General features: G+C 50.2%; 10 protein-coding genes. 7 read left to right on the forward strand and 3 right to left on the reverse strand.

Features of this window, described 5'->3' with window-relative positions; all coding sequences use genetic code 11:
* The first annotated feature begins 63 nt into the window (after window positions 1-63).
* The 6 genes from ACW9SV_RS00200 (at window position 64) to ACW9SV_RS00225 (ending at window position 7,993) form a co-directional block, all read left to right on the forward strand.
* Window positions 64-753, forward strand: coding sequence for an HAD family hydrolase (locus ACW9SV_RS00200; RefSeq protein ID WP_479554713.1), 690 nt, complete (start codon window positions 64-66; stop codon window positions 751-753).
* A gap of 45 nt (window positions 754-798) precedes the next feature.
* Window positions 799-1,782 (forward strand): GSCFA domain-containing protein, encoded by a 984-nt coding sequence (locus ACW9SV_RS00205; protein WP_479554714.1) that lies wholly within the window; start codon window positions 799-801, stop codon window positions 1,780-1,782.
* Window positions 1,783-1,847: 65 nt separating this feature from the next.
* The gene (locus ACW9SV_RS00210; RefSeq protein WP_479554715.1) at window positions 1,848-3,881 is read left to right on the forward strand and encodes a thioredoxin domain-containing protein; all 2,034 of its coding nucleotides are present in this window, start codon (window positions 1,848-1,850) and stop codon (window positions 3,879-3,881) included.
* Window positions 3,882-4,037: 156 nt separating this feature from the next.
* Window positions 4,038-4,514, forward strand: a complete 477-nt coding sequence (locus ACW9SV_RS00215; protein WP_479554716.1) for a hypothetical protein — start codon at window positions 4,038-4,040, stop codon at window positions 4,512-4,514.
* 55 nt (window positions 4,515-4,569) lie between these two features.
* On the forward strand, window positions 4,570-7,104 hold the full coding sequence (gene priA / locus ACW9SV_RS00220; protein WP_479554717.1) for a replication restart helicase PriA: 2,535 nt from the start codon (window positions 4,570-4,572) through the stop codon (window positions 7,102-7,104).
* Between the two features lie 460 nt (window positions 7,105-7,564).
* Window positions 7,565-7,993, forward strand: coding sequence for a hypothetical protein (locus ACW9SV_RS00225; protein ID WP_479554718.1), 429 nt, complete (start codon window positions 7,565-7,567; stop codon window positions 7,991-7,993).
* 666 nt (window positions 7,994-8,659) lie between these two features.
* On the opposite strand, the gene ACW9SV_RS00230 is transcribed toward ACW9SV_RS00225, so the two are convergent.
* Window positions 8,660-8,842, reverse strand: coding sequence for a hypothetical protein (locus ACW9SV_RS00230; RefSeq protein ID WP_479554719.1), 183 nt, complete (start codon window positions 8,840-8,842; stop codon window positions 8,660-8,662).
* A gap of 350 nt (window positions 8,843-9,192) precedes the next feature.
* On the opposite strand from ACW9SV_RS00230, the gene ACW9SV_RS00235 reads away from it, so the two are divergent.
* The gene (locus ACW9SV_RS00235) at window positions 9,193-9,519 is read left to right on the forward strand and encodes a Rieske (2Fe-2S) protein (RefSeq protein WP_479554720.1); all 327 of its coding nucleotides are present in this window, start codon (window positions 9,193-9,195) and stop codon (window positions 9,517-9,519) included.
* Between the two features lie 99 nt (window positions 9,520-9,618).
* Here ACW9SV_RS00235 and ACW9SV_RS00240 read toward each other — a convergent pair whose 3' ends face one another.
* Together ACW9SV_RS00240 and ACW9SV_RS00245 are read right to left on the reverse strand one after the other, a co-directional pair.
* Window positions 9,619-11,079, reverse strand: a complete 1,461-nt coding sequence (locus ACW9SV_RS00240; RefSeq protein WP_479554721.1) for a PQQ-dependent sugar dehydrogenase — start codon at window positions 11,077-11,079, stop codon at window positions 9,619-9,621.
* Window positions 11,080-11,239: 160 nt separating this feature from the next.
* Window positions 11,240-13,786, reverse strand: coding sequence for a M14 family metallopeptidase (locus ACW9SV_RS00245; protein WP_479554722.1), 2,547 nt, complete (start codon window positions 13,784-13,786; stop codon window positions 11,240-11,242).
* Window positions 13,787-14,126 lie beyond the last annotated feature (340 nt).

Raw genomic sequence — 14,126 nt, forward strand, 5'->3', positions numbered from 1 at the left:
CTTCCGGAGAAAACAAATTCCAGCTGCTTCAAGTATTGGTTCCTTAAGGCTTACTCCTCTCCTATGAATCCTTATCAAGTAATCATCTTTGACTTTGACGGCACCCTTTGCGCAACCGAGAACTCCATTCTGTACACCTTCAAAAAGGCCTTTGAGTTGAAAGGAATAACGCCCCCCTCTCCTGACGAGATTAAGCGCGCCATTGGCACGGGTGGCAACTTATCAGAGCTACTGCCCCAACTCTATGCGCCTCTGCGGGGTGAGTTGAAAAATGGCGAACTGGAAGAATGGGTGCACCATTACCGGCACATCTATGACACGGACGGAGGTAGACTTACCACGTTGTTTCCCGGAGTAGACGAACTGCTGCCCCTTCTCAAAGCGCAAGGCATTGCCTGTGTGGTCATCAGCAACAAGGGACAACGGGCCATAGAAGATGCTTTAGCCCGTTTTAACTTGGAGCATCATTTTGACATGGTCATTGGGGATAACCCTAAGCACCCGCTGAAGAAAAAACCACATCCTATGGCGTATGATCAGGTCATCAAACCACATTATCCGCAGGTCTCCGCCTCACAGGTGCTGATGGTGGGAGATACAGACGCTGATTTGTTTTTCGCCAATAACGCTGGCATTCCTTCCTGCTGGGCAGCTTACGGATATGGGGCCGAAGAAAAATGTCTGGCGGCAGAACCAACCCATACCATTCAAACTTTCGCGGAACTTCATCCTATTGTGGTCCCTGAAGCGTAAAAGAGGAAATCCTTACCTTCACGGGTCCACCCGCCCTTTGTGCCTATGCAGTTCCGTACTGAACTAACCGTACCTACCGCCCCTACACGATTCTCCCGAACCAAAGGAATCTTCACCCTAGGCTCTTGCTTCGCCGAGGTCATCGGCCGGAAATTACAGGAAGTAAAGGCGACTACGTTGGTGAATCCTTTTGGCACCATCTTCAACCCGCTTTCCATCCACAAGCTACTAAGGGCAGCATTGGAGCAGGATGAAATTTTTTTAGAAGACGGAATGGTGGAGCAGAACGGTATCTGTTACCATTATGATTTCCACTCGTCTTTCTCGCACCCGCAACCAGAGACTTTGTTGAAGCGGTTACAGGAGCAGCTGAGACAAGCCCATATTTTTCTCCTGCAAGCGCAGGCGGTGATGCTCACTTGGGGCACTGCTTACGTCTATGAACGCCAAGACACCGGAGCTTTGGTGGCCAATTGCCATAAAGTGCCCCAAAAAGCCTTTACCAAACGGCTGCTTTCTTTAGATGAGATAGTGCAGGACACGCACCAGACATTAGAACTGCTGCAGCAACATTGTCCCAGTATCCAGGTGATCCTCACCGTTAGCCCGGTGCGCCACCTCAAAGACACCTTGCCCCTGAATAGCGTCAGTAAAAGCCTGTTACGGGTGGCGGCGCATCAAGCCATGGAGCAGCATCCCAAAATTTCTTACTTCCCCGCTTACGAGTTGCTTTTGGATGACCTGCGCGATTACCGGTTTTATGCCTCGGATTTGTTGCACCCCTCAGAAATGGCCGAGAACTATATCTGGGAGAAATTCATCCACGCCTACGCAGATCAGGCTTTTAGCAACTTTTTAGGCCGGTGGACCGAAGTGCAGCGGGAATTAGCGCATAAACCCTTCCACCCCGAGAGTGCGGCCCACCAGCGATTCCTGCAAAAACTCCTGCAGAAACTACAGGACATGCGGCTGGAGACCGATGTACAGACAGAAATTGAGACGGTACAGCGGCAACTGCGTATGTCTTAGTTCTGTTTCACGGCTCCTTTAAGAAAAAGCCTCCAAAAACGATTACCATCTTACGTGTACTTCCCATGGAAAAAAAGCCCAACCGCCTTGCCCAGGAATCTAGTCCCTATTTGCTGCAGCACGCCTACAACCCGGTAGATTGGTACCCGTGGGGTCCTGAGGCGCTGCAAAAAGCCAAAGACGAGCAGAAACCTATCTTGGTGAGCATTGGGTACGCCGCCTGCCATTGGTGCCACGTCATGGAACACCAATCCTTTGAGAAGGAAGAGATTGCCCACGTCATGAACCAGCACTTTGTCTGCATCAAGGTAGACCGCGAGGAGCGCCCCGATGTGGACCAGGTGTACATGGATGCCCTGCAGGCAATGGGCTTGCAAGGCGGATGGCCCTTGAATGTGTTCCTCAACTCAGAGGCCAAGCCTTTCTATGGAGGTACTTATTTCCCGCCCCAGCATTGGATCAAGCTGCTTCAGAATATAGCCGAAGCCTACAGCAGAAGTAGAAGTGATCTGGACCAGTCGGCTGATCAGTTTGCCCAGCACCTACAGCAAAGCGAGTTGGCCAAGTATGGTCTTCTGCAGGGCAATCCTGATTTCAATACTAAGGCGTTTGACCAAATGTTCAACAGCCTGAAAAGCCGTTTCGATATAAAACGGGGTGGGACCAGCCAAGCCCCTAAGTTTCCCATGCCCAGTATCTGGCGATTTCTGCTTAGGTATTACCATCACAGCCAAGATCTGGCCGCCTTGGAGCAAGTGAACCTCACGCTAGAGGAAATGGCTTTTGGCGGCATCTATGACCAAGTGGGCGGCGGGTTTGCCCGCTATTCCACCGATGAGGAATGGCTCGTTCCCCACTTTGAGAAGATGCTGTATGACAATGGGCAATTGATCAGTTTGTACTCAGAAGCCTATCAGGTGACCCGCAACGAGCTGTACAAACAAGTGGTAATAGAAACCATTGCCTTTGTGGAACGGGAACTCACCAGCCCGGAGGGTGGCTTCTATTCCTCCCTAGATGCCGACAGCGAAGGTGAGGAAGGCAAATACTACGTTTTCACGCAAACGCAGCTAAATGACATCTTGGGTGAGGAAGCAGAACTGGCGGGCAAGTACTACAACACCTCTGCGGAAGGCAATTGGGAAAAAGGGGTGAACATTCTGCACCGCCGGCAAACAGATGAAGCCTTTGCGGCGGACCAGGGATTCACCGTGGAAGAGTTGCAGGAGCACGTCCAAAATTGGAAAGACACCTTGTTACAAGCCAGAAACCAACGCATTCGCCCAGGGTTAGATGACAAAATCCTTACTTCCTGGAACGCGCTCATGCTGATTGGGCTTACAGATGCCTACCGCGCCTTCGGAGAACCAAGAATACTGGAACTAGCCTGCACCAATGCCAATTTCCTGTTGGGCAACCTGAAACAAGAAAACCAACTCTTCCACAACTACAAGGAAGGGAAAGCCACCATTGACGGTTTCCTGGAAGACTATGCCCTCCTGATCCAGGCGCTGCTTGGCATGTACCAGATTACGTTTGACGAGCAGTGGCTGAAAGAAGCCCGAAAACTTACTGAGTACACGCTCACCCACTTCTTTGACGAGCAAGAGGAGCTCTTCTTTTTCACCAGCAACGCCGGCGAACAGCTGATTGCCCGCAAAAAGGAGATCTTTGACAATGTGGTGCCGGCCTCAAACTCCGTTATGGCCATGAACCTTCATTACCTGGGGCTGTACCTTGACAAAGAGCGCTACTCATCCCTTTCGGATAGGATGCTCTCCAGAGTGCGGAACCTTGTGGTGAAAGAACCGTCCCACCTGGCAAATTGGGCATCGCTGTACTTCCTGAAACTTAAACCCACCGCTGAGATCGCGATTGTAGGCCCCGAAGCACATGGTTTCAGGAGCCTGCTGCAGCAGCACTTTTTGCCTAACGCTCTCTTAGTAGGAAGTAAAGAGGAAGGTGTCTCCACCCTGCCTCTGCTGGAAGACCGTACCGCCCAAAACGGACAAACCACTATCTATGTCTGCTATAACCGGGCCTGCCAGCTACCCGTGCAATCCGTGGCCGAGGCTCTGGAGCAGCTAAGCCATATCTAGAAAGGTCTGGCTGCAAGAATAAAAAAAAGTAGTTGTAGAAACGTTGTAGTAAGCCAATGTTAGGCAAAACGCACAAAATCAACTTTTTCACTTGGGTATAGAACTGGCTTTGCCAGGTTGCTGTTGTGAGGCAACAAACTAAACCCAATTACGCACGTGAAGAAGTTATTGATGTTGGGCGGCCTGTGGCTTGCCTGTTCGGCTTCTGCCTTTTCCCAGAACGGAGACGGTTATTGGAAGCGTTTACAAAAAACTCACCCCGAAACTACCCTTGAGGCCCTACAAAGAACAGAACCTGCCGTTTCGCAGGCTCCTTCTGGCCAGGTGGAGCTTCCTGCCTGTCGTTTGTCTTTGGTGTACGAAGGCAAGACCCGCAATATCACCTTAGAGAGCATCCAACGCATGAAGGCAAACGGCCTTAAACCGGGCAGCATTCGGCAATACCGCCAGGAAATGCTGTTTACCTCGCAAGACAAAGAAGTTTGGTTACCGGTCAAGTCAAGCCTGGTAGACCAACTAGAAATTGAGGTGCGCGAAGATGAACCTGTTCTCCTGTACACCACCGTGTTACCTGACAAAAACGCACAGGAAGCACAGATCACTTTGTTGGTAGAAGACTACCAGGTGAAATAAGGAAAGTTTCCGTTTCCGGGCTGTTTTTCCGAACTTTGGCCCAAACCGGACGCTTTTGACACCAGAATTAGAATTCCATATTCCTGCTGATGACGTCCCTGAACGGATTACCCTGTTTGCGGACGTCATTTTGCCTTTACCCCTTCCCAAGCTTTACACGTACCGTGTTCCTTATCAGATGAGTGATGAGGTGCTGGTAGGCGCCCGCGTTCTGGTACAGTTTGGGTCAAAAAAGGTGCTAAGTTGCGTAGTAGCGCGGGTGCATGAACAGCCGCCCAAAGAGTACCAGGCAAAATATATCCTGGAAGTCATTGACGAGAAACCGGTGGTGACTGGTCCTCAGCTGCGTCTGTTCCTCTGGATGGCAGAGTATTACCTCTGCACCTTGGGCGAGGTGATCAACGCGGCTCTTCCCTCTGCCCTGAAACTTAGCAGCGAGTCTAAAATACAATTGCATCCGCAGTTTCAGGTAGAAAGGAACGAGTGGCCCCTTACCGCTCACGAAGAAAAGATCATCTTTGCCCTGCGGCAGAAACAGCACCTCACCTTTACCGAGGTAGGCCAGCTGCTGCAATTAACCAGTTTCCACAAGATTATAAAATCGCTTTTACTCAAGGATGTCATCATCATCTATGAGGAAATAGCGGAGAAATACGCCCCTAAAGTAGTGAAGAAGGTGCGCCTTGCCTCTTCCTTCACCCCCGATGAAGAAACCCTGGAAGAGCTCTTCAACCAATTGGCGACTAAACCTAAGCAACTGGATGTGTTGCTCAAGTACGTGCAGTTGACGCCCATCTTGCAGAATCTGCGCATGAACGAGGAAGGGCTGGAGAAAAACGTGCTTACCTCCAACCCGCACCTGTCGCTGTCGGCCATCAATACCTTGCTTAAGCATGGCGTGCTGGAGCAGTTTGACGTGGTGGTGAGCCGTTTCCCTATGGCCGAGGGCCGGGGGCCTTACCTTTCTTCAGAGCTTTCGCCAGCGCAAGCCGCCGCCCGCGACCAGATCCTGGAGACCTTCGGCGAAAAAAGCACGGTACTTCTGCACGGCATCACAGGCAGCGGGAAAACCGAAATATACATTGACCTTATCCAGAAAGCCGTGGAAGCGGGAGGACAAGTGCTTTACCTGCTCCCAGAGATTGCCCTTACGGCCCAGATTGTAACCCGCCTGAAAAGGGTGTTTGGTGACCGGTTGGGCGTGTACCATTCCAAGTTCTCTGATAACGAGCGCGTGGAAGTCTGGAACGGAATCCTTTCTGGCCGATTCCAAGTGGTGGTGGGCGTGCGGTCCTCGGTGTTTCTGCCGTTCCATTCGCTTTCCCTGATTATTGTAGACGAAGAACACGAACCGTCTTACAAGCAGCATGAACCGGCCCCGCGCTACAATGCCCGCGAGGTAGCCTTCATGATGGCCCAGTTCCAAGGAGCCAAAACCTTGCTAGGCTCGGCCACGCCTTCTATTGAATCTTATTACCACTGCCAGAGCGGCCGTTGGGGACTGGTGAACCTGCATGAACGCTTCGGGGAGGCCACCTTGCCGGAGGTAGAACTGGTAGATACTCGCCGGGAAAGTCTGCGCAAGAACATGATGAGCCACTTCTCCCAACGGTTGGTGCATGACATTGAAGACGCGCTTTTTCGGCATGAGCAGGTTATTTTGTTCCAGAACCGTCGGGGCTATGCGCCTTTCATAGATTGCAACGACTGTGCGTGGGTGCCTAAGTGCCGCAATTGTGCCGTTAGTTTATCCTATCATAAGTTCTCTAACGAGCTCCGTTGCCACTACTGTGGCTACACCGAGCGTAAACCCAATGATTGCCCCGCCTGCGGCTCTACCATGCTGAAAACCGTGGGGTTTGGAACCGAGAAGATTGAAGACGAGCTGAAACTCATTTTGCCGGAGGCCCGCATCCAACGCATGGACCTGGACACAACCAAGCGCAAAAACAGCCACCAGCAGATTATTGAGGATTTTGAGCAGCAGCGTACCAATGTACTGGTGGGCACCCAGATGGTGACCAAGGGCCTTGACTTTGAGCACGTGAGTCTGGTGGGCATCCTCAGCGCCGATAGCATCATCCACTTCCCCGATTTCAGGGCGCATGAGCGGGCGTACCAATTGTTTGTGCAGGTAAGCGGCCGGGCCGGCCGGAAGGGCAACAAAGGAAAGGTTCTGATTCAAACGGCTAATCCTAACCAATCCATTTTCCAACGGGTGATTGAGGGCGATTACCGGGGCCTATACGAGCAAGAGATTGCTGAGCGCCAGAAGTTCAGGTATCCTCCCTTTGTACGCATGATCAGGCTTACGGTAAAACATCCGGAGGCTAAGCCGTGTGAAACTGCCGCTATCTTTTTGGCCAAGGAACTTATTGACCGTTTAGGCAAAACTAGGGTCTTAGGACCTGAGGCGCCGCATATCTTCAAGATCAGGAACCAATTTCTGCAGGAAATTCACGTGAAACTGGACCGGGAAAGCGGACATCTGCGAGAATCCAAGGCCCAGGTCTTAGATGCGGTCCAAACATTGTTGAAAGGCAAAGACTTCAAAAATTTGCGGGTAGTCATTGACGTAGACCCTTCCTAACCCCTTTTCTTCTTTAAATATCTGAATTGCCGTTTCGGGCCTGTTTTCTATAAAACGGGCCCGAAACGTTTCTGCCTTTCTCAGAGACCTAGCCGGGTAAAGTTCAGCAGGTGAATTTCCGGTTTCAGGTGGGTAAACTCTGCCCTTGCACCCAAATACCTTACCCTCTGAGAGGGTAGAATGCCTCATCTCTGTCTTTAAATCAGTGGTTTGAGAGCGAAATCCGTTTAGAGATGTTTTTCAGAAAAGAGGCAAAAAAATCTTTCCATTTTCATCCTCTAAAAATTCAGCCTCAGTTCCCCTTTGTTCGGCTTCATCCTCATTTTGAGCCTTTTAACGAATCATTAACATACAAGTAAGCAACGTTTTACACAAATTTGCATCTATATAATCAAAAGGGCGACAGCAAAAAGGCCAAACCCTTCTAAAAAAGTTTAAAAATTTTAACCATAAAAACATTATGAAAACTAAATTAACTTCCGCTTTCTTTTCAGTTTGTTTCCTGTTGAACATGGTTCCCGCTTTTGCCGGAACTACCCCAACTACCACCGGACCAAACACCCGCACCACCAAGGTCTTCAAGCATGTCTTGAAAACTGATAACCTGCGCATCCTTTCTTTGGAGTTGAAGCCAGGCGAGTTCCTAGATTTCCACGCCTCGCCAGAGCAGGAAGCTTATGCCGCTACCGACGGAACGCTGCGTATGGTTTCTTCAGAGGGAGAGGAGAAAATTGTAAAAGTTAAAGCCGGCGATCGCCTGTGGATGGATCTTGCTCAATTCAAGAACTGGAACACCGGAGAAAAAACTTTTAAAATATTGCTCCTGGAGCAGCCTAGAGAGGTTTTAGAAAAAAAATCTAACATTTCTTTATACTCTCTTAAACCTTAATGAATTAGGTCCGTTAAAACCTATACATTCACACTCTATTTCAGCTTAAAAGTAGTCATCTTCTATCCGCTTGCGCTCTGGTGATAGACTACTTTTAAGCATTTTTTTTTGCCTTCTATTTTGTAAGCCACTCCTACCTGGGTGGCTTTTCCTTTTAGGTCAAATGTGACTTTACCTGAATGGATTGCTGCTGGTTCAGTACTGGTATTTCCGGTTCACTCCCCCTTTTTCAGGCTTCAGTCAGAAAATGGCCCGCTTCCTCTGGTTAGGGTTGTGGTGGGCTTAAAGCCGTTGCATATTTGTATCACCAATCAGGCAGAAAGCGGTTGAGTCGCCTCAAAAGAGAAAGATTCCCCATCACCCGGTTGGCCGCTGACGCAGGTCGGCACTCTGAAAGAATTTAGGTTTTGTTTGTTAGTTTGGTGTAAGGGGCCCGGTTTTTCCGGGCTTTTTCATTTTAAACCTATTTCAATCTTGTTAGGCTTCGGCTTTCACTTACCCGCTCTCCTGAGTAACATCAAAGACAAACTGCCTACCATAGATTTCCGGACCGGAGTCACTGATATTAGGTTGAGCATCAGCCTCCCCCAAAGAGACATAACTAGGTATTTTCAGCCATAAAGTAAAAGGCCGATTCAGTTGAGCTTTAATCCGTTTCACTCCGTTTTAGGTGTCCTTTTCCTGTTTCAGCAGAAAAGCATAGTTGAGAGCAGAAAGGCCTCTATTTTCCCTTTCACCGAGAATTTTCTGCTTTATCAAGTCAACTACACGCAAAATTTGGCCTAAAACCATCATTTTTTCTGGTTCATCAAAGGAGATAAGCAAATTTGATTGTCCGATTAACTCCACAGAATAGCCGGTTCACGCTCCCATATTCCATTTCACTCCGGCTTTGTCGGGGTTCAGGCAGGAAAAAGGCCATTTCCTCTTATTTGGGTTGTGCTGGGGGCAAAAGCACTGCATCTTTGTAACACTAAACGAGACCACAACCCCTGATTCCCTCTCAGATGGTTGCATTCCCCCCGGGATCGGTTAGTCTTCAATAGGTTTAAAAGTTTTGTTTGTTAGTTTGGTGTAAGGGGCCCGGTTTTTCCGGGCTTTTTCATTTTACAGCCTTTCCAAACTTCTCCTCTCATTTAAGCCCTCCTTTCAGCAGAAGTGCCCTATAACGGGTTTTCCCTTTCCTCGTACGCATTGCTATGCAATGGATAAAACTTTTTGAAAGCGAAGCCCAGGCCAAGAGCCAGATTCCGGTTACCCGCTCCAAAGCCGTAGTGGCGGCAGGTAAGGAAATCTGCATCGCCCATACGGCTTCAGGACTATTCGCGGTGGAGAACTTATGTCCTCACCTGGGAGATGCCCTCAGCCGCGGAACCACCAATTACCTCAATGAAATTATCTGCCCGTGGCATAGTTACCGTTTCCATCTGATCTCGGGGGAGGAATGCAAAGGCCGTACCCGTCCCTTGGAACGGTATCCTTTAGAAATACGCGAAGACGGAGTGTACGTGCAAATGCCCGAATGATGGCTCTTAGCTTTAGCCTCAATGGAAGGCCTGGAAAGCGAATGTTTTTTGCTGCTGTTTTACTTGAAACGGCAGCAAAAAGCAGGCTACTAACCGTGCTTATTCATTGGCAGGAACCAACCGGTAAATCACACCAGGATTTTCCACCGCCACATAGACGTAGCCGTCAGGGCTCAAGCGTACATCCCGTACACGCCCGATGTCTGGCAGAAGCCGCTCTTCCCTTACCACTTTGTTTCCGTCCACTTCTAAACGGCTCAGGAACTTAAAGCTTAAGGAACCCACCAGCAGGTCTCCCTCCCACCCTTTGTAGCGGTTTCCGGTTACAAAGGCCATGCCCGAGGGAGCAATAGAAGGCACCCACACTTTGATGGGATCAATGATGCCCGCTTTCTGCTTCAGGTCTGATATCTTGGAGCCGTTGTAATCAATACCGTAGGTAACATCGGCCCAGCCGTAGTTGGCTCCTTTCTTTAGAATGTTTACTTCATCGCCTCCTTTAGGCCCGTGCTCATGCGCCCATAACTCCTTCGTAGCGGGGTTTAGAGCCATTCCCTGTGGATTCCGGTTCCCGAAGGTGTAAATAGACGCCATGGCTCCTTCGCGGCCCACAAAAGGGTTATCCGCGGGAATAGAGCCATCTTCTTTAATCCGGTGGATCTTGCCCGCGTGTACGCTCAAATTCTGCGGATTCACCTTGGTGCCTCCCCGGTCGCCCATGGAGAAATACAGGTAGCCATCAGGACCAAACTCTATGCGACTGCCGTAATGGTGCCGGGTTCTGGCGTATGGCTGCGCCTCGAATATTTGTTTATGGTCTTTTAAGGCGTTTCCGTCCAGGCGGGCGCGCATGATGGCAGTGGTTGAAAGCGTTTGCCCTCCATCTTTTTTAACCGCTGAATAAGAAAGGAAAACAACGTTGTTCTTGCTGAAGTCTGGATGCAGTTTCACGTCCAATAAACCTCCTTGCCCCTGCGCCAACACCTCAGGAACGCCTTCAATCTTCATCAAATCCTTGTTCTGGGTGAGGCGGTACAGGGTTCCGGAGCGTTCAGTTATCAGCATGTCTCCGTTAGGCAGAAATGCCATGCCCCAGGGCACATCTATGCCCGTCAGTACGGTTTCCAACTTGAAGCTGAGTTTCTCTGACCGGTGAACCGTCGTGTTAGTTTTATTTTGTGGCTTATTTTTCTGCTCCACTATGCCTTGCTGGATGAAGCTGACCAGTTGGGTAATCTGCTCATCGGAGAAAGTGCTGGCATAGGCGGGCATCCCTTGATCAGGGTACCCGTGTTTGATGCTTTTGAACATCGCCTCCTGCGAGTTACCGTGTTGCCACTTGCGGTTCACAAAGGTTTCTAACTCCCGGCCGTGACATCCACCGCAGTAGTTGGCATAGGTGGTCCGGGCATCGGCTACCTGGGAACCGGTCAGTTGCTGCTCAGTAGCAGTGGTGGCACCTCCCGCCTGATTAGAGGAAGAGGTGGTCGATTTGGAACAACTTTCCAAGCCAACGAAGGCGAGTAAAACCACGGAAGCAAGTTGAAGGGCAGAACGCATATCTGGAGGGGTTGAGAATTCACAAAAGTATAGAACCGTGCTACAGTTGCAACATACGAAACTTTGTCTATTCAGGCTGTTTATCTAAAAGAGCCCCAAAACAGAAACGCCCGCAAGTCGCGGGCGTTTCTATGTAAAAGAGTAAGGAAAGTCTAAGCGTCTATTGGCCTACCAAAAAGACGGCATTCCCGAAAAGCAATTTCCCGCCCTGCCAGAACGCTCTGAACAAGGGATTATCTACTAGGTACACTACCTGGCCACGGCCTAGGTCCTGCACGCCCAGTACTAAACCGTTCTGCAGGTTACTTTGCACCTTAGAGCCCACGAAACCGGTGGCTGGTGCTTCACCTTTCACCACTCCTACGTTCCAGGCATCTTTCATAAATTGGGGCAGGGTATTGGTTCTGATCAAAGCCGGATAGGTGGTACCATACCCAAAAGCCAGCGGGTGGGTGTTATCCAGGTTGATTCTGAAAATACTTCCCTGCACCTCTTCTGAGATAGATTCCCGCTCGCGGTTGGCGTACTTCTTAAGGTCATCGGTAGAAGGTCCCTTTTTGGCGTTGGTGGTATCTGCTGTTTTTTTCTTCACCGCGAAATCTGGTTTATCAGCGAGGAAGGTAACGGCATTTTCCATAGCGATTAACTTGCCTCCAGCCCGTACCCAGTCTTTCACCCTGGCCAGGTTTTTCTCTTCCAGAATGCGGCCGTAAGAACCGGTAGGCAGAATGATCACGTCAAACTCATGCAGCGGCACGTTGGCAAAATAGTCCCCACCCAGCACTGTTACCGGGTAACCCAGCTGCTGCTCAAAGTAGTGCCAGATCTCGCCAAACCCGTAGGCTGATACGCCTTCACCAGTCAACAAAGCTACTCTGGGTGCTTTCACATACCGGATGCTCCTAGAACCGAAATCGGCGCCGGTACTCACGAAGCCGGTGGTGGTAGCGGCTAGTTTGATGCCCAGCGAATCGGCGGCCCGGGTCACGATCTGGTCAAACTTAGGACCTAATCCTTCATTGCCGGTGCGGGTGATGATAAGAGTACCCGGGGCGTATTTCACGTTGTTCTGCTCAAAAGGCACTTCAGAATACCGCACCCTTACTTTCGACTTCAGCAAAGAGGCCAGGAATTTCAGGTCCTGCATGCTATTCCAAGGGGCAAGGTACGCGTACGCCGTTGGGGCGGCGGTATTGGCAACTGCGGCGCTAGCGGCTGGTTTGGCATCGTTCATGGCAATACGACCAGTAAACGCAGCCCCTTTTAAGCCATAGGCGTACGGCAGAGACCAGGCGGTGATGTCATAGGTCACTGAGTCTTCTAAGCGGGCAGACGGCTCAAAAAGGACGTTCAGAAGGGTAGATTTTGGCTGATAGGCACTGATCACCAAGTCACCGCCCTCGTACTTCACTGATTCTGTTTTACCGGTCTGGTAGTTGAATCCTTTGCTGCTGCCAGAACCTTTGGCAAAACCATAGCGGATCTGCTGGCGGTCCAGGTACTCGGTTAATTCTCTGATGCGGCTTTCTTCGCCTTTTACCTTGAACACGTAGCTCCGGTACTGGCCAAATGGTTTTGACTGGGCATCGGTGTAAAATCTCTTGAACTCCTTCACCACCTGGTCCACCTTGTCTGAGATAGCCTCTACGGTGGCCAAACTGGCGGCATGGTGGTGGGCAATCCGTTGACTTAAGGTTAGGCTGTCGCCATCAGATTTCTGAATGACTACACCAGCACGTCCAGATCCGCCTTGCTCATAGGTCATGGCAATAGCGCCCTGGTAAGTAGGCCAGGTATCGCCGTAGCTGGGGTAGAATAAGTCAAAGCTCTCGCGGGTGAAGTACAGCCAGTTGTTTTTGTCAAAGTACTTGCGGTTGTAATCGCCAATGATGCCCTGGAACTCGCGCTGCCACGGAGTGATGGCATCGTGGTACGGTTTGGCGGAGGGGGCAAAGTAATATGGGTTGTCCACGGCCTGCTCATGGAAATCGGCGTGTAGCTGCGGCATCCATTGGTTGTACACCACGGCCCGTTGCTTGGATTCAATCTGCGTCTGCCAGGCCCAGTCGCGGTTCAGGTCAAAGTAATAGTGGTTCGGACGTCCGCCGGGCCACGGCTCCTGGTGCTCCCATGCCCAAGGGGAAGCATTAGGGACCTGGTTACGTGCGCGGTTGTACCATTGGGTGTAACGCTCACGGCCATCTGGGTTCACGCAAGGATCTATCATCACCACGGTGTTCTCCAGCCATTTCTGGGTTTGGGCATTGTTAGGGTCCAATAAGTCATACAGTACCTGCAAAACCGCCTCAGAAGAAACAGACTCATTTCCGTGGATATTGTAGCTGAGCCACACAATGGCAGGTTGCTTTCCGCCGGTAGGTTGGCCGCTCATTAGGCCGGTGCTCTTGAGGTTATTGGTCCTGATTTCTTCTAACCGCTGCATGTTAGCCGGAGAGGAAATGGTAGCCAGCAGCAAAGGGCGCTTCTCATAGGTATGGCCGTACGTCTGCACCTGCATCTTGCTGGGGCTCTGGGCGGCCAGGTAGCGGACATAGTCTACCAAACGGCCATGATAGGTGAATTGCTCGCCCAGTTTGTAGCCAAGAAATTGCTCCGGGGTCTGCAGAGGTGTTTGGGCATGCACAACAGACATCCCACACAAAAGCATGGCCCAGCAGAGCGCATGCCTTAATAAAAGTTTCAACATAATGGTTGGATTGAGTTGTCTTAACCCATAGGTTAAGCATTATCCAAAGGTGAAAAAAAATGCCGAAAAGTTAAGGTACTCCAAAAGCGTTTTAAGCAGCCTTTTTCAGAAAAGAACCTAAAACAGGTTTCGCTTTACCCTCTCATATTAAAGACAGCAAAAAACCTCTCCTATTGGGCAACCTCTTCAAATTCTGATCCTTTAAGTTAGCAGGCAGACAGATGTAGTAACAGATAATATAACTAAAAAAAGTTTTACCAGGATTAGGGGTAAACAGAAACCTCTGTGTCTATACTCTTGAAAATGCATGAAGCGCTTTGCATCTCTAGTTTACATTCCA

The sequence above is a fragment of the Rufibacter sp. JT20002 genome, assembly GCF_056491185.1.